We start from the raw sequence: 23622 nt of genomic DNA, 5'->3' as shown, positions 1-23622 counted from the left end.
TTATTGTACAAAAAAACACCGTAAGTTGTCGAAACAACTTGCGGTGTTTTTAATTGGGAATCTATTCCCATTCCACTGTTGAAGGTGGCTTGCTCGTGATATCGTACACGATCCGGTTGACGTGATCGACTTCGTTAACGATTCGGACAGAAACCTTTTGCAAGATATCCCATGGAATCCGTGAGAAGTCGGCGGTCATGCCGTCGATTGAGTTAACGGCACGAATCCCAACTGTGTAATCGTATGTCCGGCCATCACCCATGACACCCACACTACGGATGCCTGGTAAGACTGTAAAGTATTGCCATACAGTTTTATCTAAGCCAGCGAGTGCAAATTCTTCACGGAGAATTAAGTCACTATCGCGGACAATCTTCAATTTATCTTCAGTCACTTCGCCAAGGACCCGAATCCCAAGGCCAGGACCTGGGAATGGTTGGCGCCATACGAGTTCATATGGCATGCCTAATTTTTCGCCAAGGTCACGAACTTCATCTTTAAATAATGTATTTAAAGGTTCAATTAAGCTAAATTGCATGTCTTCTGGTAAACCACCAACGTTATGATGTGATTTGATGGTTGTCGCAGTACTTGTACCACTTTCAATAATGTCAGTGTATAAAGTCCCTTGCGCTAAGAAGTCAATCCCGTTTAACTTAGTTGCTTCTTCGTCAAACACTTGGATAAATTCGTTACCAATAATCTTCCGTTTCTTTTCTGGATCAGAAACGCCAGCGAGTTTGCTCATGAAACGTTCTTTAGCGTCAACTTGGATGATGTTCAAGCCAAATTTACCGCCCAGACTTTCCATCACTTGTTCAACTTCGCCTTTTCTAAGTAAGCCGTGATCAACAAAGATGCTGACCAATTGGTCGCCAATTGCGCGGTGTAATAACACCCCAACAACAGAAGAATCAACGCCACCTGAAAGACCAAGAAGGACCTTCTTGTCACCGACTTGTTCGCGAATCTTTTCGATTTGCATGTCGATGAAATCGTTCATTGTCCAGTTGTCTTGGGCCCCACAGACGCCAAATGCAAAGTTCTTCAAGATATCGTTCCCAAATTCAGTGTTTTGCACTTCAGTATGGAATTGAATCCCGTAAATATGTTTGTCGCGGTTTTCGATGGCTGTAAATGGTGTGTTATCACTTTCAGCAACTGTCACATAACCTTCTGGAATTGCAGTCACTTTATCACCATGACTCATCCATACTGTTTGTTTTTCAGGAAGACCTTTGAATAAGTCACTGTCTTTGTCAGTCACTGTAATTTCAGCCTTACCATATTCACGTTCTGTTGATGCTTCAACATTACCGCCATTTTTGAAACTGATCAACTGCATCCCGTAACAAATACCGAGAATTGGAATCCCTAGTTCGAAAATTTCGGGGTCAACTGAAAAGGCACCATCATCGTAAACACTCATTGGGCCGCCAGAGAAAATAATTCCTTTAGGGGCGATCTTCTTGATTTCTGCTGCTGTTGTCGTGTTAGGCAACAATTCAGAGAAAATCCCGAATTCACGGATACGACGTGTAATCAATTGATTATACTGACTACCGTAATCTAAAACGATAATCTTATCGAAATCTTGCATGTCCTTTTGGGCCAAACAACTCACTCCTTTTTTTAAAAAGCAATTTGGTGTGGGCTACTTGTGGTCTAATTGGCGGTTTACGGACCAGTCGTTGACGACTGGCCCGTAAATCGAAATTAGTGAACAAGTAACACCAAATTGCTAGATTCATAACACTAGTCAAACTATAATGTATCTATTCTACTGATTAATCATGAAAACGTCAATGGATGACAGCCATTCCTGTGAAAAAACTCATTCTATCATTAATATTTTCGTAGAAATACCTTATCGATTAGGTGATGTCGCGTTTTATGCAAAATTAAATCAGCGCGGTTTCTTGTTGGTAAAATATACTCTGTTAAATTACGTAAATCAATGTCGCGCCAGACACGCCGGGCCATCTTAAAGGCACTAGCGCGATCACTAATCGCATAAGGATAATAGTAATTCGTTGGATCATCCTTCGCGAGATCTAACAAGAGGTCGAAACGTTCTAAGAACCACTTCTCAATTAAACTTGGATTGGCATCCACGTAAACTGAAAAGTCAAAGAAATCACTGACATAAATTTGTTCGGTCGTCGGCAATTGTAAAACGTTGATTCCTTCGACGATTAAAATATCCGGATCGTCGATGATATCAAATTCATCCGGAATAATATCGTAAATTTGATGCGAATACTTGGGCGCTTTAACCGGCGCCACATTATTTTTCACAGCGTTCAAGAAACTAATCAACTGTGGCATATCGTAACTTTCGGGGAAGCCTTTTTTATCGAGAATCCCTTTTTGCTTCAATTCAGAAGTCGAATATAAAAAGCCATCGGTCGTAATCATTTGAACCGTCTTATCCGGATAAACCCGACTCAGTAATAGCTGCAATAGCCGCGCGGTGGTACTCTTACCGACCGCGACACTACCGGCAATGCCGATAATGAATGGTGTTTTGTGCGGTTTGATTTCTAAAAATTCAGACTGCTTAATTTGATTTTCTTGGAATTGTTCATACTTCATTTGTAATAGATGACGGAGTGGGACGTAAATGTCACTAACATCCGTTAACGAGATGCGGTCGTTTAAGCCGCTGACTTGCTGTAATTCATCGTCCGTAATGGCGGTGTATTTTTCGCCACGGCCGTGAAAATAACGCCATTCTTCTCGCGAGATTTCATAATAGTTCATCTCGTTTTTCATGCTTTAATCCTCCCAGGGCTTAACTAACTGCTAAACGGTTACATTTTACCATAATTAATATTAAAAAGTGGGGCTAAGACAAAATATTACTTTGGTCTTAGCCCCACTTATTTCGTTATTTGGTTAATGTATATTTTTCTGGATCGACATTATCAATCAACGGTGAAAGTGCATCAGTTGCTAACAAGGTCAAGCGATGCATTGCTCTTGAACAAATCGTGTAGAGCAACTGCCGTTGATCTTCATGATTGTAGTTAGCGGCACTGATTTGCCAGCCAATAATGGCATCAAATTCCAAACCTTTAGCTAAGAAACTTGGGACCACTAATGTCCCGGCTGCTAAGCGTTGGTTTTCGGAACGAATCAAGGTGACTTTCGTACCTGTTTCCTTGAGCATCTTCGTCAATGCTTGGGCTTGCACCAAAGTCTTGGTAATGATCGCTGTCGACAATTTGTCGGCTTCATTTGCTGCTAATTGGCGGTTGACATCAGCCACTAGCTCAGCTTCTGATTGGCGCACAAACAAGTTTGGTTTATCGCCAACGCGATTGAAGGCTTCGATGGCTTGACCACCTTTTAATAAGCCCTTGGTAAAGTCAGTCACTTGTTGTGTTGACCGGTATGAACGTGTTAATTGCACCACTTTTGTATTTTGGGCATCAAATAATTGTTGGACTTGTTGCAAGAGATTTGTACTGTTGCCCTTAGTGAAAATCGCTTGGTTCAAATCGCCCAATAATGTGAAGCGGGCCTTAGGGAAGTGGAGCTTCAAGAAGGCCAATTCATAAGGCGTGTAGTCTTGAATCTCATCGATGAAGACAAAGCGCATATCCCGTTCGCCTTTTTTACCTGTCATCAAATCGTAGAGATGAAGATATGGCGTGACATCTTGCAACGTCATCTGCTTAGCCTTCAATTGCGCGACGAAATGGGTAACATGGTCTTGCCATTGCTCTTCTGTAATATCGAAGTCGGCTAACTTCACAAGTTGTGGCACAACCCGTAAGAAGTGAATATATTGCGCCTGGATGCTTAAGAAGCGATTACGTTGAATAGACCGGCGAACCGGTTTGAAGGCCTCTAACACGATTTGCTTGGCGATAAACTTGCTTTCAGCATCACCCGTCTTGAAATCTTTACCAGACATCAATTCGCGGATTTCTTCATCACTCATATTTTCGGCTTGTTCAGTCACCCAGTCAGCTTTGGTTTCATGATCAACCTTGTGGCTCAATGTCCGCAATAAGCTTTCTTTAGTGGCATCTAACCGATTGCCAAGATGATAGTTTTCATTGAAACGGTAATAAACCTCGCTGATATGCTCTTTTGTAATCAAGACGCGGCCCTTGACCTTCATATCGCGGAAGCGCATGTCGGCTTTTTCAAGATGCGCAGCGTATTTTTTAACAGCCTTATAAAAGACGAGACTTTCTTTTAAGCGACTAATCCGACCATCGGTTTCGTTAACCGGTGTTTCGAATTGGTCAAAAAGACTCTGGACGGCCATGTTGGGTAACCGGCGGGCCACATATTGGAAGTAAGTCATTTGAATCATATTTTGTTCGCCCAATTCAGGCAACACATCTGCGATGTAGTCGTTGAATAATTGGTTAGGCGAGAACATAATCACTTGGCTCGAATCTAAATTGCCCCGATAGCGATAGAGTAAAAACGCGATGCGTTGCAAGATAGCTGATGTTTTCCCTGAGCCAGCTGCCCCTTGAACGAATAACAAATCAGCATCGGTATTACGGATAATCTGATTTTGTTCACGTTGAATCGTCGTGACGATACTCTTCATCTGCGTATCGGATTTTTCACCTAACACTTCTAATAACATTTGATCGCCAATCGTTTCTTGCGTATCAAATAAGGCCTTGATTTGGCCATTTTCAATTAAGAATTGGCGTTTAAGTGAGATATTCACATCTTGCGGGCCGTCTGGTGTTTGGTACGTCACCGCACCCGTCTTACCTTCATAGTAAATTGATGAAATTGGTGCCCGCCAATCATAAATTAAGAAATGATCGTCGGTATCCGTAAATGAGCCTAAACCGATATAAATTGATTCGGATTTAGGTTCACCCTTTTCTTGAAAATCAACCCGGGCAAAATACGGCGTCTTTTCCATCTTTTGCAAGGTTGCCAATTGCCGTGAAGATTGTTGCCACGAGTGATTGCGTTCTTGTAGCATTTGCCGCTGTTGTTCAATCGAAACGGCGGTTTCAGTCATCGCGGAATCGTTGTTGAAGTTAAGGCGAACATCGTTGAAGAAGTTCTCGTTAATTTCTTTTTCTTCCGATTTTGCGCGCTTAACAGCCCCTTCAAAATGGGTTTCAGCTTTTTTAATTAAACCAATAATCTCTGTTAATCGGCTTTGTTCCAATGATTTCTGTACGTCAGTCAAAGCAAATGCCTCCCTATTTTAAATAAATAGCCCTACCAGTTTAACACTTAATTCACATGAGTGCGAGTCAATCGCTTACCGAATATTGCCATCTGTTAGTTATCTATAAACCAGCGTAAAAGCCGGCAGCGGCCACTAAAAGGCCCAGGCCATAGGTCAAAAACCAGTAGCCCAAGAAGATATGATACCGGCGTCGAAACCACAATTGGCTTAACTCACTATTTAAGGTTGAAAAAGTCGTATAACCACCGAGCACACCAACACCTAAAAAGAGCGTCATCGGCTGACTCAACTGAGACGCGGTCAACCAACCCAGACAAAAACTCCCGGTCAAATTAATTAAAAAAGTGACTAGTGGGAATTCACTAGCAATGTGATTCCCAATTCGCGTCAATTGATACCGCAAAATGGCCCCCAGCGCTGCACCAAAGCCAACTAATAAAATGGTCATTGTCCGTCCCCCTCTTCTTCAGTGCGCTGGGTCAGTCGAACCGCCCAGTAATCCGCTAATAAACTCAACAAGACGCCCCCAACCATGCTGATTCCGACGTACCAAGCAAAGGCCGACCACTGTTGGTGATTTACTAGCCGAATCGCATCAACACTAAAGCTCGAAAACGTCGTAAAGGCCCCGAAAAAGCCGGTCCCAATTGCCAAGGCCAATTGGTCACTCAAATGTAAGCGTGCCACGATATAGCGCATCAAAAAAGGTAGGCAAAACGCCCCAATCAAATTGACGCATAAAGTCCCAGACGGAAACCCAGTTGGCTGATTCAATACCAATCCGATTAAATAACGCAAGATACCACCGAAAAAGGCAAAGCTACCAACGGCTAAACTCTCTTTTATTTTCATAATCGTGACCTAACCTCTTCTTGTTTTTATTCCTTCCATACTAACCAAGTTTGACCGAATTGTAAATTGACCTTTAATTTTTAAAGTATCTAGTGTATCCTCTTAAACAACTTTGTATTTCGAAAGGATTCTAGTCATGACTAACCTTGCACTTGTCATTGTTTTATTGGCGGCTTTAATGACGCCGCTTCTAATGGCTAAATTTAAAATGACATATCTGCCCACTGCTGTTGCTGAAATTATCGTTGGGATTATTTTAGGGATGAGTGGCTTTCATTTAATCGTCGCCACCCCAACTTTAACGGAACTCTCAACACTTGGCGTGACCGTTTTGATTTTCTTAAGTGGGATGGAAATTGATTTTGATCTCTTTAAAAAACAACCCGCACCAGCTGACCCCCAATTAAAAGTTCAACCGAGTCCGGTCAAATTAGCGGTTATCAGTTTCGCCTTTATCTTACTAATTTCATTTGGTTTAAGTGGTTTACTCGCTTGGAGTGGCCTCTTCAAAGATATTGGCCTGGCAACCATCCTCTTTTCAACGATTGCCCTGGGTGTCGTGATTGCCGCGCTCAAGGAAAAAGAACTGCTTAGCCAACCACTCGGCCAAACAATTCTCTTGATTGCGGTGTTGGGTGAAATTATTCCGTTGGTCGCACTGACGGTTTATTCAGCCCTCAACAACCCGGGTTCGAAAAGTCTCTGGCTCTTATCATTGATTTTTGTTGCTGCGATTTATTTATTAGTCCGCTTCAAAGGCGTCTACCATTTCTTCGCCCGCATTGATAAATCCACCACACAACTCGATATCCGTTTGGCTTTCTTCTTAATCATCACACTCGTGTCAATTGCCGAAGAAGTCGGCGCCGAAAGTATTCTAGGGGCCTTCTTAGCCGGGATGGTCATGAAATTACTACGACCGCGCGAAGAAACAACCGATAAATTAACCTCCATCGGCTATGGTTTTTTCATCCCCATCTTCTTCATTATGACCGGTGCCAAGTTGGACCTCCCTGCACTTTTAAAAGATCCTAAATCACTGTCATTGATTCCCTTTTTCTTTATTGGGTTCATGCTATCTAAAGCCGCGACTTACTGGATTCTCAAGCGCCGCTTTAAAAAGACTAACGCGCTTGCCGGGACTTTCTTAAGTGCCACTACCATCACCTTAGTCCTGCCAATTTTAACAGTCGGTTTAAATTTAAAAGTGATTACGTCACAACAATCCGGGGCCTTCACCTTAGCGGCCATTTTAAGTTGTATCCTCGGTCCAATTTTCTTCAATCGTTTTTACCAACCAACCCCTGAGGATTTACCGCGTAAACGGGTTAAATTTATTGGGGCCAATATTATGACGATTCCCATTGCCCAACAGCTATCAAATGGCCTTTACACCACACAGCTCTTCACTGATAATCAAAGTAATTACGAAATCTACCACAGTGCCGCCGACCTGACTTTATTGCCAGATCTCAGTGAAGACAGCCTAGTTGCGACTGGTGCTTTTGATGCGGATATTCTAATTCTTGGTTATCTGAACCATGAACAAAATTACCGTCTTGCCCAATTAGCACTAACAGCCAAGGTGCCACGGATTATTGCGCGTTTTGAAGCTAAAAATATTTTAGATGAAAAATACGATCATCTTAAAGAACAAGGTGTTGAGGTCTTCAATACTTATGAAGCCAATATCAGTCTTCTTCGAAGTTTGATTGAAACACCTTCTACGCTTCAAATTATCGATAATACTGATGCGGGCCTCTTTGAAGTCACCGTTCAAAACCGACGCTTCACTGGCTTACAGATTTCCAACTTACCATTTGTGGACCAAGTTACTATTAGCCGAATTTACCGCGATCAAGAGCTGATTATGCCCCACGGTGACACGCAAATTCACTTAAACGATCACTTGATTTTAACCGGTAACAAAAAAGCTGTACCAGCGATTAGACGGCAATTAGAAACCCGCAACTAATCCTTGTTAACCCTCGCACATTTCCTTTAATAGGTTTATAATGAAACTATCATAATTAAAGGATGGTGCAGATATGAAACAAGGAACAACGATCCTCACATTGGATAATGGTTATCATTTGTGGACGAACACGCAAGGAACAGGCGATATTCACTTACTTTGCTTACACGGTGGCCCTGGTGGCAATCACGAATACTGGGAAAACTTCGGTAAGGAATTAGCTGATCTTGGTGTGCAAGTACACATGTACGACCAACTTGGTTCATTTTATTCTGATCAACCTGATTACTCAAAACCAGGCAATGACCAACTATTAACTTACGACTACTTCCTAGACGAAGTTGAAGAAGTCCGCCAAAAACTCGGCATCGACAACTTCTACTTAATCGGTCAATCATGGGGTGGCGCATTAGTTCAAATGTACGCTGCTAAATATGGCCAACACTTGAAGGGTGCGATTATCTCAAGTATGGTCGATGAAATCGACGAATATGTAACCAACATCAACAAAATTCGCGAAGACATCATGACTCCTGAACAATTAAAATTCATGCAAGCCTGTGAAGCTAAGAATGATTACGATAACGACGAATACCAAGCACTTGTTGACAAGTTAAATGCTGGTTACGTTGATCGTAAACAACCATTAGCTATCTCACATTTAATCCCAACAATGGCCACCGACGTCTATGGCGTCTTCCAAGGTGACAACGAATTCGTTGTGACTGGTAAATTGAAGGACTGGCATTTCCGTGACCAACTCCACAAGATTACGGTCCCAACGTTAATCACATTTGGTGAACACGAAACAATGCCAATCGCAACCGCTAAGATCATGGCTGAAAAGATTCCACATGCCCGTTTGGTCACAACACCAAATGGTGGTCATCATCACATGATTGATAACGCCCCGGTATACTTCGATCACTTGAAGACATTCATCAAAGACGTAGAAAGTGGCAACTTCAAAGACTAGCGTGCTAGCTGGCATGTTTAGTAATTGAGCATTAATACAAAAATGGTAATGATGGTGTTTTTCAACCATCATTACCATTTTTTAGTTAAGCGCAGGAAGCTGTTTCAAAAAGCACGTTTAACGCGTCTATTCAAACCATTCATTTTTAAAGTTTGACACCAAAAAAGCACCTAGGATTTAGTGAGAATCCACCGTAATCATTGCCCAGCGGATTTTCATCATAGCTTAGGTGCTTTTTTTACGTCTTCAGTTAAGCTTGCTGATTCGCTTTTTTTGAAAGATAGTTATAAAAACAGTCGGTACTTTCAAAAAGAGGCGCTAATTCTTGGTTAATATCACCGATCATTTCTTTAAAGAGCGCTTCAAAATCAGTTTCTAATTCAGCAATAACTTGTTCACCCAACGGTGTTAAACAAATAAATACTTTACGTTGGTCTTCAATGTCGCTCCGTTTTTTCGTAATCAGCTTCTTTTTATAGAGAACATTGACCTTGCGTGAAATTGCCGGACTCGTAATATCAAATAACCGTGATAATTTGGTCACTTCAACACTCGGAATTCGTTTCAGTTCTCGCATAATTAAATATTGATCGTAACTCAAGTCATGGCTCACCGTCATATGATTAATTTTATGATAAATTTGACCAATTTTAAGGTACCATTCATTAAACTGATCCACACTGATCTTAGCAGTTACTTCGTTTGCCATTAGAAACCATCCCTTTTATTAACGTTATTAAAATTCTACTTTCGTAAAATATAATATTACTAAAAAATAGCATACATGTTACAACTTTTAAAGATATACGCTCATTCAGCAGAAACCATTCGCCCGATAATAGCGATAACTTTGTTTCATGTGAAAATGAAGCGCTATCTATGCTAGAATAGAATTAATTAAAGCTTTCGATGGAGGTCATTACATGAAACGCATTACACTCTACTTAGTTCGTCACGGGCAAACCTATTTTAATCGCTACAACCGGATGCAAGGTTGGTCCGATTCACCCCTTACCGAAAAAGGCATTGCAGATGCTGAACTAGCCGGCAAACAACTTTCAAAGGTGAACTTCGCCCAGGCTTATTCAAGTGATCGCAGTCGCGCGATGGATACAGCTAAAATTATTCTTAAAAAGAGTTTCTATCTCGATACACCCTACACAATTACCCCTCATTTCCGCGAAGAATTCTACGGCTACTACGAAGGTGAAGATTCAGCTAAGGCTTGGTACATGACGGGCGCTAGCCATGATGCTAAAACTTTCCAAGAAATCATTACTAAATATTCGCTCGACGCTTCTAAAGACTTCATGAAAGAAGCTGATCCTTTTAACGACGCTGAAAATGCGGCTGAATATTGGGCTCGCGTTGGTAAAGGATTCAAACAAATCCGCTCAGAATGTTCAGATGGTGACAACGTCTTGATGGTCAGCCATGGTACAACCATTCGTAGTATCGTTGGTAAATTTGGCGATGGTCAATTTGACGTGACAGTCAGTCCAATGAACGGCAGTATCACAAAAGTCGTTCTCACTGATGAAGGCGTAACGGTTCAAAGTTACAATGAATTAACGCTTTAAAATACGATTACTAAAGGGGTCTGGGACAAAAGTAAATTTTGTCCCAGACCCCTTTTTAATCGCCGAATATTGATAGTCTAAACGTGTTCTATCGGTCATATCCTTCCGGTTAATCCTCAGGGCATACCCGATTTATGGCACACACGCTTTAGTTCCGTTGATATAAATTAACTACCGATTGTCTGATCACCATTTCTGGATCAACAATCTTTTGCTCAACATCTGATTGTTGGCCTTCGACAATCGCCATTAATTTAGCCACACCCATTTCAATAATTTGGGCAGTCGGCTTTTTAACTGTCGTCAATGAAGGGGTAATAAATTTAGCATAAGCCATATCATCAAAACCAATAAATGAAATATCGCGCGGGATTTGATAACCAAGTTCAACACAGGCGCTAATCGCACCAACCGCCATATCATCATTTTCACAAATAACACAAGTTGGTATATTACCACTAGTGAGAATCTCCCGCATCAGTTCATGCCCACTTTCGGGACGATAATCACCGCTTTTAATCAATGTTGGGTCCACTTCAATCCCATTAGCCTCAGTCGCCTGCATGAAGCCCTTAGTCCGCTGTACCGATGATTCAAATGAATCAACCCCCCGAATTAAAGCCAATTTGCGATGGCCCATTTGGATGGCATAATTAGTTGCCAACTGACCACCTAAGCGGTCGCCAATCGCATAATTATTAATATCATCTCGCTCAATCACTCGATTCAAAACAACTAACGGTAAGCCTAAGTTATGCACATATTCAATAAACTCATAATCAGATTTGGACTGACTAATGACGATAATCCCGTCGTAATTATTTATTGAGATATACTGGCCCGCCGTTGCTTTGGCAACACTATTAATTGAAAGTGAGTAACTTTTGGGCAACACTGCTTGTGCTTGAGCCACCACATCGGTCATAAAGCTGTTGGACGTCCCCGTTTCAAGATTGGTAAAGAAAATCCCAATCATATAAGAACGATTTGTTACTAAACTCTTCGCGTTAATATTGGGGACATAGCCGATCTCCTTGGCGATTGCTAAAATTTTCTCTTTGGTGGCTGGTTTTACCAGCTCACTATCATTTAGTGCTCGTGAAACCGTCATATGCGAGACGTTTGCAAGTTGTGCAATCGTTCGAATTGTGACCGTTGTCTTATCAGCCTTTTTCACGCCGCATGCTTCCTTTCTGTACGCTCTTAGAACATTGTACCAGAAATCATTGCGCACACTGCATATAAAAAAGAGCCTTCGATAAATCATCGAAGGCTCCAACTCACTACGCTTAGAAAAAGTCGAAGTAATCGTGCGCATTATTATAGGCAATATTTTGAACAACACGCCCTAATTCTGCAGGATCGTTAGGCACACGACCTTGTTCTACTAAACGGCCGTAGAAGCTACATAAAACACGTCTGAAGTATTCGTGGCGGGGATATGATAGAAAGCTCCGAGAGTCCGTCAGCATCCCGACAAAGTGTGGTAAGAGGCTTTGTTGGGCGAAGACTTGTAACTGTTGGGTCATCCCTTCAGCCGTATCATTGAACCACCAACCGGCGCCTAATTGTAATTTTTGCGTGGTTCCGCCTTGGAAACAGCCCATCATCGTTGCCAATTCTAACCAATCATTACTGTTTAATGAATAGAAAATGGTCTTAGGAACATCTTCTGTTTGTTGCATCTTTGTGTAGAGTGCGCTGATATGTTTAACAATGTCAGGTTGTGTGCCAACAGCATCATAACCTGTATCTGGTCCAATTTTAGCAAACATTGGGCGGTTTAAATCGCGATCCGAATTGATATGGAATTGCATCGTCCAGTTGAATTGCGTATTAAGTTTCATCAAAGCTTCTAACAACATCGTCAAATATTGATTGATTTCATGTTCGCTGAGTGCAGAATTATTGATCCCTTTAGCAACAATCGCATCCAATTCCGCTTGAGTCGCTTCTTCAAAATTGTAGGTCAGTAGCGAATGATCCGATAAGCGCCCACCCATTTCATTGAAAAATTCAAAGCGTTGCGTCAAAGCTGTTACAATCGTTGCAAAATCATGGATCTCAACTCCAGCCACTTTTCCAAGCGTCTTCAAGTAATCACCAAAACCATCCCGATCAATTTGCATCAATTGATCGGGACGCATTGCTGGTAACGTCTTAAAGCCGTTGGCAGCTTCTTCCGGTTTTAATAATTGATGATATTGTAAGTCAGAAGCGGGATCATCGGTTGTGCAAACTACTTGTACATTTGAATTTTTTATCAATTGCCGTGGCTTGAAGTCGTCTGTTTGTAAGAGTTGGTTAGCCTTTTCCCAGATACGGGGTGCTGATTCAGCGGTCAAGCGTTCATCGATATGGAAGAAACGGCGTAATTCCAAATGTGTCCATTCGTAAAGGGGATTACCATAGGCATTTTCGATCGTCTTAGCCCATTCAATAAATTTCAAATAATCGTCACCATCACCAGTGGTATACTTCTCATCAACGCCGTTAGCCCGCATTAAGCGCCACTTATAATGATCACCATAGGTCCCTTCGTTCAACCAGATGCGAGTGATGTTGGTGTAATTCTTATTTTGATAGATTTCTGAAGGATTCAAATGGCAGTGAAAGTCGATAATCGGCATTTGCGCTGCATAATCGTGGTATAACGTCTTGGCCATGTCATTGTCTAAGAGAAAATCGTCATCTAATAATTGCATATCATAACGCTCCTTCGCTATTTATGTTATCGTTAACATTGTATTCGAAATAAAAAAGAAAACCGCGCGAATTTTCCTTAACATCATCAATATAGCGCTTTCAACAATGCTTGTCAATCCTTCCTACCAATAAAAAAAGACCAATTAAGCAGGCTGATAGCTGCGCTTAATTAGTCTTTTTATTTATTCACCAAATTTGGTTTCTTTTAAAACAATCCCGCGATATAACCAGGTCGTAATGACGTAATACACGGCGTATAATACGATGAAAATGCTGAATGGAATCCAGATTTGATTATACGGATCAATCATCAGTTCTTTGAACATCTGCAAGCCGAACAAGACGTGCACAACGCCAACAATTCCTGGTAATAGGAACAGGGCGCCGATTTCTTTGGCAATTGATTGTTTCAAGAGATTTTGACGTACGCCGATTTTAGCCAACATCGTGTAACGTTTGACATCACTAGCGGCTCCTGACAAAATCTTGAACATTAAACAACTAGCTAGCATTGCTAAGAAAGCAATCCCGAGGAAGAAGCCCATAAATTCAAGACCACTGAAAAACCCGTTGGCTATCTTGTAGCTAGCGTACTTACTACTGTCAACTTGTGAGTTGGCCTTCAATTCTGGATTAGCTTTAAGTTGTTCTTGGTATAGTTTCTTGATAACTGGTAAATTAGCACTAAAGTCCTGCACGTCGTAAGTCTTAACAATCTTCGTTGAACTTGCGATTTGCGCAAAGGCTTCATTAGAAACAAGTTTAACTGCTTTGGCCGTTTGACTTGGTACTTGAATTGATCTGAAGAGATAATTATCCCCTTTTTGAAGCTCACGCAATGGAACTTGACGCACCTTCGTTTCAGAAGAAAGGCTACCCGTTTTACCATATTCAATGGTTAATAGCGGTGTTTGTTTAAATTGCTCTGTTCGATAATAAACGGTTTTGCTATCTTCTTTCACTTGATAGGTTGCCGTTTGTTTAACATCTTTAAGCTCTTTAGTCAGTTTTAAAGCTTTTTGGGTGGGTTGGTTTAAAACAACATCATAGGCCGAAGCTGAATCGGCAATCTTGGGAATTTCATTTTGATAACCAATTCCGACCGTAATCGCGCCCAATGCAAGTGCAAAAAGCATCGCCACTAAAGCTAACATTTTCGTGTAGTCTTTAATCCGGAAACTCAATTGCGCTAACGTGAAGTTATTTAACCCTTTATTACGAATCTTTTCATTGCGCTTTAAGAGCATCAATAACCACCCGAAAAAGGCGTTAAATAGGAAGTAGGTGCCTAGCACGATGGTCACTAATGCGATCACTAAGCCCATCACTTGGAACGTCGCGATTGCCGTCATCATGTAATAACCAACTGCTAAGAATACGAGTCCTAGCACGATTTGAATCAGACGCGCCACTTTGTTTTCTTTAATCCGATTTGGTTGTTGATCATCATGGAGTAATTGCAAAACAGGGGTCTTCAATAATTGATATTGATTAACGACCGCCGCAATAATGAACAAAACGATGAAGAAAAGCAACGTCGCAATGACTGCCGGTAAGTAAAATGGTGAGAAATGTTTAATGTGCATGTCTAACCGCGAAAGTAAGAATTGACTCACAACTTTCGTTAAACCAATCCCAATCGCCGTCCCGATTAACGTGGCAGCCGTCCCAATCACAAGCGTTTCAGCCGCAATTAGTTGAGCAATCTTACGACCTTTGGCCCCCAACATCATGAACATCCCGTAGTCCCGGCGCCGCATACTCATCAAGAAGCTATTGGCATAGATAATATAGACTAGTGTGATAATGCCGAGCAACACAGAACCAATTTGGAAGACAATTGCCGCCATACTAATTGGCGAATTACTCGTCACAAAATCCTTATTAGTCGCTAATGCTTCAAACATGTAAAAAATGGCACTCGACATAATTAGACCTGAAAAAAGGACTAAATAGTCTTTAAACCGGCCTTTAATGCCAGTTAATGATAATTTCCATAGCATATTTAGTCTTCCTCCTAGTGATTAAATGTTCCTAATGTATCTAAAACTTCTTGGTAAAAGGCTTCACGTGGCTTATCACCACGCACTAATTCTTGTCCAATTTGGCCGTCTTTGATAAAGAGGATCCGTTGGCAATAACTGGCTGAGAATGGATCATGGGTCACCAATAAAATTGAAACGCGTTGTTCTTCATTTAATTGGGCCATGGTATCCAATAATTCGCGGGCACTCTTAGAATCAAGCGCACCGGTTGGTTCATCCCCAAAAAGAATCGCAGGATTATGCACTAAAGCCCGAGCAGCAGCCACCCGTTGTTTTTGTCCACCTGATAATTCAGTAGGATATTTATTTAAAATCGCATCGATTGACAATGTTTTGGCAATTGTGGTGATTTTTTCACGGACCTTTTTCCCAGTCACGTTTTGGAGCGTCAATGGTAATGCCATATTTTCATAAGCTGTTAAGTTTTCCAATAAGTTAAAATCTTGGAACATAAAGCCAATTTCTTGGGCTCTAAAGTCGGCTAATGCATTGCCTTTTAAGCGACTGATTTCTTGATCATTAATTTTCACTTCACCGGCGGTTGGTTTGTCTAAAGTTGATAGGATATTTAAAAGCGTCGTTTTCCCTGAACCAGAAGCACCCATAATGCCGACGAATTCGCCACGTTGCACATCAAAGGTCACGCCTTTTAAAGCTGTATATTGTTTTTCGTTAGCTTTACCGTACGTTTTTTGTACATCTTTTACGCTAACAACTGTTGGTGTATCCATAGTTAAATGCCTCCAAATTTAATTAATACAACTAGTATATCGGATTAGATTGATTGCCGCCCGTTTTTGAAATGACAATTTGTTAATTTGAAATAACAAGTTTGTAAGATGGATTTTTTAAAATTTCATGTGAAACATCAAAAAAATTTTGTCTTCCTAATTAACTTTGACTATAATAGGAACATTGCTATTTTCAGAAAAGGGGTATTTTTGTAATGGATGAAATTGAACCAAAAAAGAAATACATTACCTGGCAAGTCCTCGCTTTAATGGACTTTGTCACGGTAATTGGTTTCGATGATATTATTTATAACTTCCAAAACCAAGGGATGGCAGTTGTCTTCTCATGGATCGTGCTATTATTCGCTTATGTCTTACCTTATGAATTAATGGTTGGTCATTTAGGCTCAGCTTTCAGTAAAGATGGCGGCGGCTTATCCAGTTGGATGCGCCACACCAGTGGGGACGTTTGGGGTTACCTCACTGCTTGGTGTTATTGGGTTGCCAGCTTGCCTTACTTAGTCGATGTTGCCAACTCAATGGTTGTTTCCTTCTTCTGGATTATCATGGGGAACGGTAATATTGAAGATAAGTTGTCACGGGCCACATTCGCGCTCTTAACAGCGGCTATCACCATTTTATTCATCTTCTTCCAACATAAATTTACAGCGTCATTGCAAGTCCTCAGTATTGTCGGGGGTGGGGCAATGTTTATCATGACGATTTTATTCGTTCTCATGACATTTGCCGGTCTATTTAACGGCGCCCACATCGCCACCCAACCAATGAACTGGCATACTTTTATTCCTAAGTTCGATCTACATTACTTCTCAACTATCGGCCTTTTAATTTTCGCTATGAACGGCGCCGAATTAGTTGCACCCTATGTCAGCGAAATGAAAGATGGTAAAAAAGATTTCCCTAAAGCCATGATGGCCCTCGCCTTAATGACAGCCTTCTTAACCATCTTCGGTTCATTTGCGATTGGGGTCTTCTTCGATGCCAACCACTTACCTAACGATTTAAAAATGAACGGTTCTTACTACGCCTTCCTAGCCCTCGGTCAACAATTCCATATGGGCAAAGTCTTGCTCTATATCTTCGCTGTTACACAAGCCATCTACATGGGCGCTCAACTGGCGATGTTACTCGATGGTGGCACCCGCATCTTCTTATCTGACACTGCTAAGAAGTTTTTGCCTAAGGCCCTCACAAAGACTAACAAGCAAGGCTTACCAATCAACGGTTACTGGTTAACCACTGGGATTTGTACTTTCGTGCTAGCTTCAAGTGCCTTCTTACCAGCCATCAACGATATCTTTAATTGGTTATTGAACATTAACGGCATCGTCTCACCATTTGTTACTTGCTTCATCTTCGTGGCCTTCTTACGGGTTCGCTTTAACAGCGACAAATACCCATCAGAATACACGTACATCAAAAACAAACCCTGGGCGATCATTGTTGGTTTCTGGTGCTTGCTTATCACCGCATTAGGGACAATCTTCAGTATCTTCCCACAAGATGCCACGCCAGGCACTTCTAAATACACCCACGAATTGATCTTAAATGTCGTGGTTTCCGTTTCATTAATGGGCTTAGGGGTCATCCTCCCATTAATCGCTAAATATCAACGAAAAAAAACAGCCTAACTAAAAACGGCTAAGACCTGCTATTTTGCAAGGTCTTAGCCGTTTTTTTATTTAAGCTTGATGATATTTCTTTTCTAAGTAGTAATAGATTGGTAGGCCAATCAACGTAATGCCTAATCCGATTAAGGCTAAGACCGTTTGCGTGAATAACGTGTTAATCACAATAAACGTTCCCCCAAAAATCGCAATCAATGGCACCACTGGATATAAGACTGCCTTGTAAGGCCGCTTCATTTCTGGTTCGCGTTTGCGCAAGATAATCACTGCAGCAAAGGTCATCACATAGAATATCCAGATGACAAAGATTAACATGTCCGTCAACGTATTAAAGCCCCCGACAAAAATCATGCCAATTGCAATCACTAATTGTAAAATCCCACATAAAATGGGAACCCCCGCTTTTGATAAGCGGCTGAGTTGCTTGCTGAATGGTAAGTGTTGTTCTGTCGCCATCGCATATGGCACGCGCATTCCGGTCATTGTATAACCATTAATTGCGCCATAAACTGAGATTAAAATCCCGATGGTCACTAACTTCCCACCAAAGCCACCAAATAAATGACCTGCCACTTCAGCAGCGGCGTTTTCGTTACCAGCAATCTGTGAGATTGGTAATACTAATAAGAAGACTGCATTAACTAAGAGGTAAACCACCATCGTTCCAAAAAGACCTAGCAAAATTGATTTTGGTAAGTCTTTTTCTGGATGGCGCATTTCCCCGGCAATATTCCCAACATGAATCCAGCCATCGTAGGCAAATAATGTTGCTAAAACCCCATTGCCCAGTGCTGATAAGACATTGTTGGATGCGCCCGTCCCCGCTACGGTAAAGAGTGAGACATGACTTGCATTGGTCCCCGGGTTAATTAACCCAAAAATAATAATAATGGCTAAAGGAATTAATTTAAAAACGGTCGTAAAGGATTGGACAAAGCCGCCTACCTGACTGCCGAGGAAGTTCATAATTGTTAAACTCGTTGCGACAATCACTGCAACCGGAATCTGCCAGCTGGGCGCCCATCCGAATAAATTCAAACATTGCGTTGCAAAGATAATTGATAGTGCTGCAATATTGGCCGGGAAATAAACCGTGGTTTGTGCCCAACCTAGTAAGAAGGCGGCGACGCTACCGTAAGTTCTCTCGATATAACGCATCATGCCGCCGGTTTCTGGAATCGCAGCTGCCAACTCAGCAGCTGTTAAACCAGCACAAATCGTGATGATACCACCAAGTAGCCAGGCTAACATTGTTAACCCCGTTGAGCCGGTGACCTCTGTTACTGATGATGCTTTAAAAAAGACGCCTGCGCCGATAACAGTCCCCATTACTGTTGATAAGGCGGCCGTAAAGCCGACTGTTCGATTTAATGCTTGGGGTGGTGTTTGCGTTTTGATATCAATCACTCCTTCCTAGATATAAAAAAACATTAGTTATCATATTTTAAACTAAACCATATAACAGTTAAAGCATTTTTTGAGGATAACGCTGTTGAAAATCAACGAGCGCACCGATTAAGTTAGCCTCAGAATGATACTGACTGATTAAAAGCGGTGTTGCTAAAGGCGCTATTTTTCCTTGCGTTAATAATGGCTGGCGCTCGAGTTCAATGTTCGGCACTAAAAAATCGATTTTGGCAAGAGCGCCCCCTAAAATAATGGCATCTGGATCAAAACTATATTGTAAATTATAAACTGCTTGCGCTAAATAACGATACAAGTCTGTTGTCAGCTGGTGCGCGAGCAAATCACCCTGTCTCGCTAAGGCAAAAACTTCCGCTCCGGTCAATTGTGCATGGGCTTTTTGATTATATTGGTGCGTTAAATGCGCAATTGTTCCCACTGCATTCAGTGGTCGCCCATCTGCCATTAACATCGCCCCAAACTCACCACTAAGCAGATGAGCACCATGTTGAATATGCCCGTCAATAATCACTGCGCCACCAACGTCTGCATCAATAGCCATGTATAAAACATTCCGCAAACCTTGCGCTGCCCCACATTTTAATTCAGCCAAGGCGGCACAATTAATTTCATTTTCCATCATGACGGGTAACCCAAATCTTTTTTCTAATTCACCTTGGATTTCGAAATTGTGAATATAAGGGATGGCACTAGCACCTTCGATGATTCCAGTTGCTTTATTAACTGCACCTGGCGTACTAATACCCACGCCAACTACCTGATTTGACAACTGATATGTTCGAACAATTTTACTTAACATCGCGTAATAAGCATTTAGCGATTTAGGGGTCGTCACCATTCCTTGTTTTGTTAATTCATGAGCATTGTTATCCCATAGAGCGTATCGGATGGTAGCGCCCCCCGCATCAATTAGCGCTAACTTTGTCATTTATGAATCCCCCCATTCACTAAATTAAGATAACGATTGTTAACTTATTAACTTATATAAAAAGTCAGCACACCGTTCTTTATAACGCTTTCATTCTAACATAAAATACCACGAACTGCTATTTAACTTAGAGCGGACAACTTCACAATAATGTCCGATGATTTCTCAATCAGAAAGCGGTACCATTTAATTGTGAAATAATTCAGAATAAGGAGCACCATCATTATGAAAACAAACTTTGATTTTTTAATGCCTAGCGTTAACTTCTTTGGCCCAGGCGTCATTGAAAAAATTGGCGAGCGGACAAAAATGTTAAATATTACTAAGCCTTTAATTGTAACTGATACTTTTTTAGAAGGTGTTCCCAATGGTCCAGTTGCGCAAACACTTGCTTCATTAGACCAAGCTGGGATTCAATATAGTATCTTCAACGGTGTTGAACCTAATCCTAAAGTCCGTAATATTCAAGCTGGCAAAGCCCAATACCTCGCAGAATCTTGTGACGGTCTGATCACTGTCGGTGGTGGTTCCGCTCATGATTGTGGTAAAGGGATTGGCATCTTACTGACTAACGGCGATGATATTACCAAATTAGCCGGTATTGAAACTTTGGAAAACGCCCTACCACCACTATTAGCCGTCAACACAACCGCCGGTACAGGCTCAGAGTTAACCCGTCACTGCGTTATTACAAATGAAGAAACGCATCTTAAATTTGTTGTCGTTTCTTGGCGGAACATTCCCCTTGTTTCATTTAATGATCCGATGTTGATGTTAGATGTGCCAGCTAAATTAACAGCGGCAACTGGGATGGATGCTTTTGTCCAAGCCATTGAACCCTATGTCTCAACCAACCGCAATGCAATTACTGACGGTCAATGCCTCCAAGCAATTAAGTTAATTGAAGAAAGCTTACGTGAAGCTGTTGCCAACGGCCATAACATCGAAGCACGGACAAAAATGTGCGAAGCCGAAATGTTAGCCGGTATGGCTTTCAACAACGCCGACCTCGGTTACGTGCACGCCATGGCCCATCAACTAGGCGGTCAATACGATGCCCCACACGGTGTCTGCTGTGCGCTCTTATTACCAATCGTTGAAGAATTCAACATTGTCGCTTGTCCCGACCGTTTCGCAGACCTTGCCCGAGCAATGGGTGAAAAGACAGATGGCCTTTCAACAAGAGACGCCGCTGAACTTGCGATTAAGGGTATGCGTCAAATGGCAGCTGATGTTGGCATTCCAACTAGCATCAAAGCCATCGGTGCTAACCCAGCCGACTTCGAAATGATGGCCGAAAATGCTTTGAAAGACGGCAATGCCTTTTCAAACCCACGCAAGGCAACTAAAGCCGAAATCGTCGCCCTCTTCCAAAAGGCGTATGACGCTGAATAATCTAAATAAAACCAACCGTCTTTTGCTGGCGATTGGCTTTTTATTTGTTTCATGTTACACTTAACGGGGAAAACAGCCGTTAATCAAGTTGTTTTAACCGACTAGATTTTTTAAAGGAGCGTCAACAACATGTCAACTCAATTTGATCGTCTAGGTTTAATAATTGAATAACTGTTTGGTCTTTTTTTAAGGGCGCTTCTATTGACTCTATTTTTATAATACTGCTAATTAACGATAAGAAGCTGCCTACCAGCTTCTTTTTTTATGTAAAAGATTCCCTTAAAAGGGACCAAGTCAACCAAAAAAGGAGTCTCATATGCAAGAAACAACCATCGCACAAAAACGAGTATTAATCACTGGCGTTAGCAATCGCCAAACCAATTTTGACTATACTATGCGTGAATTAGGTGAATTAGCCCGCGCTGATAACTTAGAAGTCGTTGGCGAAGTACGTCAAAATATCGACCAAGCCAGTCACCGGACTTATTTCGGCAAAGGTAAGGTTCAAGAAATCAAGGCTGAAGCCGCTCAAGCTGACGCTGACATCATCATCGTCAATGATGAACTATCCCCATCGCAAATTCGTAATCTCGAAAAAGAATTAGAGATGAGCATCCTTGACCGAACACAATTGATTCTAGAAATCTTTGCTAGTCGTGCCAAGACTAAAGAAGCACAATTGCAAGTTGCAATTGCCGAAGCGAAATATCAATTACCCCGATTACATCCTTCAGAAAATAAACTAGATCAACAAGGCGGCGGGGGCTCAACTAACCGTGGGGCCGGTGAAACGCAACTCGAATTAGATCGTCGTTTAATTGAGAAACGAATTACTAAGTTAAAGGGTGAATTAGCCCAAATCGATCAACAACAAGAGGTTCAACGCCGGCAACGGACTAAAAATGCCGTCCCCGTTGTGGCCCTCGTTGGTTATACTAACGCTGGTAAATCAACAACGATGAACCGTATTTTACAACGTTTGAATCCAGATACACCCGAAAAGCAAGTTTTTGAAAAGGATATGCTATTTGCAACCCTTGATACAAGCGTTCGTGAAATCGTCCTCCCCAATAAACAAAAATTCTTATTAAGTGATACCGTTGGTTTCGTAACTAAGTTGCCACATCACTTAGTACAAGCTTTTAAATCAACCCTAGCTGAAGCTGCAGGCGCTGATCTCTTGATTCATGTTGTCGATTATTCAGATCCTAACTACCTCGACATGATGAAAACAACGCAAGAAACCCTTGATTCCTTAGGGGTTAAGGATATTCCGGTTATTGAAGCATACAATAAAGCTGACTTAAAACCAGACACCCGCTATCCTGAAGTCGATGGTACCCAAATCGTTTACTCGGCGCGTGATGAAGTTGCCATCGATGCCTTGATTGCCTTAATCAACAAGCAGCTCTTCGAACAATACCCAACACTTAATTTCCTTATTCCATTTACAGAAGGCCAAGCAGTCGCTTACTTAAGTGAGCGCGCCAATATTTTGGAACAAAGTTATGAAGAAGAAGGTACCAAAATCCGAGCACAAATCAGTCCCGATTTATTAGGCGCTGTTCAAAAATATATTCAAGAATAGCTTAAAAATAGCGTCGAAAACAGTAATTGTTTTCGACGCTATTTTTTTAATTATTGATATTTTTGAAATACTTTGTCAGCTGCTTGCATAATCCGTTGTATATCAGTCGAATCGATTTTGGGTATTACCGGGCCATCTTGTTCATAGGCCAATGAAATTGATTCTAAGGCTTTTTGCGCACGAGGACTTAACATCACGTAGCGTTTTGTCCGTTCGCTATCGCGCATGCCTAAGAGCCAGCCAGCATCCTTTAAACGATAGAGGTCTTCTTCGACCAATCCCGCATCAAATACGATTTGTGCATCAACATATCGCCCAGTTGTCATCTCATTAATCCGTTGTAATAAGATAGCATCGTCTAAACTGATATTAACGTTATGGCAAATTTCTTCTAGATGTTCAAAATAACTAAGACTGGCCATACCAGCTTGAACGGTCTTAATCATTTCGTTTACAGAATCTTTTCTATTTAGGTAATATACTGACATTTTGATAACCCCACTTCGTTCGGCTTTAACAACCTTACTTGATTATCTTTATTCTATACTAACAAGTACTGAATAAATCTCGGGGTTTTTTCAAATTTC

The 23622-nt window shown here is 41.5% G+C and carries 19 protein-coding genes; 6 read left to right on the top strand and 13 right to left on the bottom strand.

What is annotated here, in order from left to right:
• Positions 1–61: 61 nt before the first annotated feature.
• The 5 genes from C0213_00645 to crcB all read right to left on the bottom strand — a co-directional run bounded on the left by C0213_00645 (position 62) and on the right by crcB (position 6037).
• Positions 62–1615: a glutamine-hydrolyzing GMP synthase gene (locus C0213_00645; protein AUX11010.1), complete on the bottom strand. Its 1554-nt coding sequence runs from the start codon at positions 1613–1615 to the stop codon at positions 62–64.
• A 230-nt stretch (positions 1616–1845) separates the two neighbouring features.
• Entirely contained in the window at positions 1846–2775 is a 930-nt protein-coding gene (locus C0213_00640) for a type I pantothenate kinase (GenBank protein ID AUX11009.1), read from the bottom strand.
• Positions 2776–2890: 115 nt separating this feature from the next.
• Positions 2891–5182, bottom strand: coding sequence for an ATP-dependent DNA helicase (locus C0213_00635; GenBank protein AUX11008.1), 2292 nt, complete (start codon positions 5180–5182; stop codon positions 2891–2893).
• A gap of 103 nt (positions 5183–5285) precedes the next feature.
• A complete protein-coding gene (locus tag C0213_00630) occupies positions 5286–5633 on the bottom strand; it encodes a chromosome condensation protein CrcB (protein ID AUX11007.1) in 348 nt (115 codons plus the stop codon).
• Positions 5630–6037, bottom strand: a complete 408-nt coding sequence (gene crcB / locus C0213_00625) for a fluoride efflux transporter CrcB (protein AUX11006.1) — start codon at positions 6035–6037, stop codon at positions 5630–5632. The genes C0213_00630 and crcB overlap by 4 nt, the downstream gene beginning before the upstream one ends.
• Positions 6038–6173: 136 nt before the next feature.
• Between crcB and C0213_00620 the strand changes: the two genes are divergently transcribed.
• Positions 6174–8012, top strand: a complete 1839-nt coding sequence (locus tag C0213_00620; GenBank protein ID AUX11005.1) for a potassium transporter — start codon at positions 6174–6176, stop codon at positions 8010–8012.
• A gap of 73 nt (positions 8013–8085) precedes the next feature.
• Complete coding sequence (locus tag C0213_00615; GenBank protein ID AUX11004.1) at positions 8086–8988, top strand: prolyl aminopeptidase; 903 nt, start codon at positions 8086–8088, stop codon at positions 8986–8988.
• 250 nt (positions 8989–9238) lie between these two features.
• On the opposite strand, the gene C0213_00610 is transcribed toward C0213_00615, so the two are convergent.
• Positions 9239–9697: a MarR family transcriptional regulator gene (locus C0213_00610; protein ID AUX11003.1), complete on the bottom strand. Its 459-nt coding sequence runs from the start codon at positions 9695–9697 to the stop codon at positions 9239–9241.
• 214 nt (positions 9698–9911) lie between these two features.
• Between C0213_00610 and C0213_00605 the strand changes: the two genes are divergently transcribed.
• Positions 9912–10568 carry a histidine phosphatase family protein gene (locus C0213_00605; GenBank protein ID AUX11002.1) on the top strand — a complete coding sequence of 219 codons (657 nt, stop codon included), beginning with the start codon at positions 9912–9914 and terminating at the stop codon, positions 10566–10568.
• Positions 10569–10716: 148 nt separating this feature from the next.
• Here the strand turns inward: C0213_00605 and C0213_00600 are convergent, their stop codons facing one another.
• The 4 genes from C0213_00600 to C0213_00585 form a co-directional block, all read right to left on the bottom strand.
• Positions 10717–11745, bottom strand: a complete 1029-nt coding sequence (locus C0213_00600) for a LacI family transcriptional regulator (GenBank protein ID AUX11001.1) — start codon at positions 11743–11745, stop codon at positions 10717–10719.
• A gap of 112 nt (positions 11746–11857) precedes the next feature.
• A complete protein-coding gene (locus tag C0213_00595) occupies positions 11858–13273 on the bottom strand; it encodes a glucuronate isomerase (GenBank protein AUX11000.1) in 1416 nt (471 codons plus the stop codon).
• A gap of 183 nt (positions 13274–13456) precedes the next feature.
• Entirely contained in the window at positions 13457–15277 is a 1821-nt protein-coding gene (locus C0213_00590; protein AUX10999.1) for an ABC transporter permease, read from the bottom strand.
• A 14-nt stretch (positions 15278–15291) separates the two neighbouring features.
• Entirely contained in the window at positions 15292–16050 is a 759-nt protein-coding gene (locus tag C0213_00585; GenBank protein ID AUX10998.1) for a bacitracin ABC transporter ATP-binding protein, read from the bottom strand.
• 215 nt (positions 16051–16265) lie between these two features.
• Here C0213_00585 and C0213_00580 point away from each other — a divergent pair, with 215 nt between their 5' ends.
• The gene (locus C0213_00580; protein AUX10997.1) at positions 16266–17702 is read left to right on the top strand and encodes an amino acid permease; all 1437 of its coding nucleotides are present in this window, start codon (positions 16266–16268) and stop codon (positions 17700–17702) included.
• Between the two features lie 51 nt (positions 17703–17753).
• Here C0213_00580 and C0213_00575 read toward each other — a convergent pair whose 3' ends face one another.
• Together C0213_00575 and C0213_00570 are read right to left on the bottom strand one after the other, a co-directional pair.
• Positions 17754–19106, bottom strand: coding sequence for an amino acid permease (locus C0213_00575; GenBank protein ID AUX10996.1), 1353 nt, complete (start codon positions 19104–19106; stop codon positions 17754–17756).
• 58 nt (positions 19107–19164) lie between these two features.
• Complete coding sequence (locus C0213_00570; GenBank protein ID AUX10995.1) at positions 19165–20052, bottom strand: ROK family protein; 888 nt, start codon at positions 20050–20052, stop codon at positions 19165–19167.
• A gap of 225 nt (positions 20053–20277) precedes the next feature.
• On the opposite strand from C0213_00570, the gene C0213_00565 reads away from it, so the two are divergent.
• Both C0213_00565 and hflX read left to right on the top strand, forming a co-directional pair.
• Positions 20278–21447 (top strand): 1,3-propanediol dehydrogenase, encoded by a 1170-nt coding sequence (locus C0213_00565; protein AUX10994.1) that lies wholly within the window; start codon positions 20278–20280, stop codon positions 21445–21447.
• A 316-nt stretch (positions 21448–21763) separates the two neighbouring features.
• A complete protein-coding gene (gene hflX, locus C0213_00560; GenBank protein ID AUX10993.1) occupies positions 21764–23035 on the top strand; it encodes a GTPase HflX in 1272 nt (423 codons plus the stop codon).
• A gap of 50 nt (positions 23036–23085) precedes the next feature.
• On the opposite strand, the gene C0213_00555 is transcribed toward hflX, so the two are convergent.
• Complete coding sequence (locus C0213_00555; protein ID AUX10992.1) at positions 23086–23523, bottom strand: hypothetical protein; 438 nt, start codon at positions 23521–23523, stop codon at positions 23086–23088.
• Between the last annotated feature and the right edge of the window lie 99 nt (positions 23524–23622).

Source organism: Latilactobacillus sakei, from assembly GCA_002953655.1.
GTDB classification, from domain to species: Bacteria; Bacillota; Bacilli; order Lactobacillales; family Lactobacillaceae; genus Latilactobacillus; species Latilactobacillus sakei_A.
This window is presented reverse-complemented; position numbering and strand designations above follow the sequence as displayed.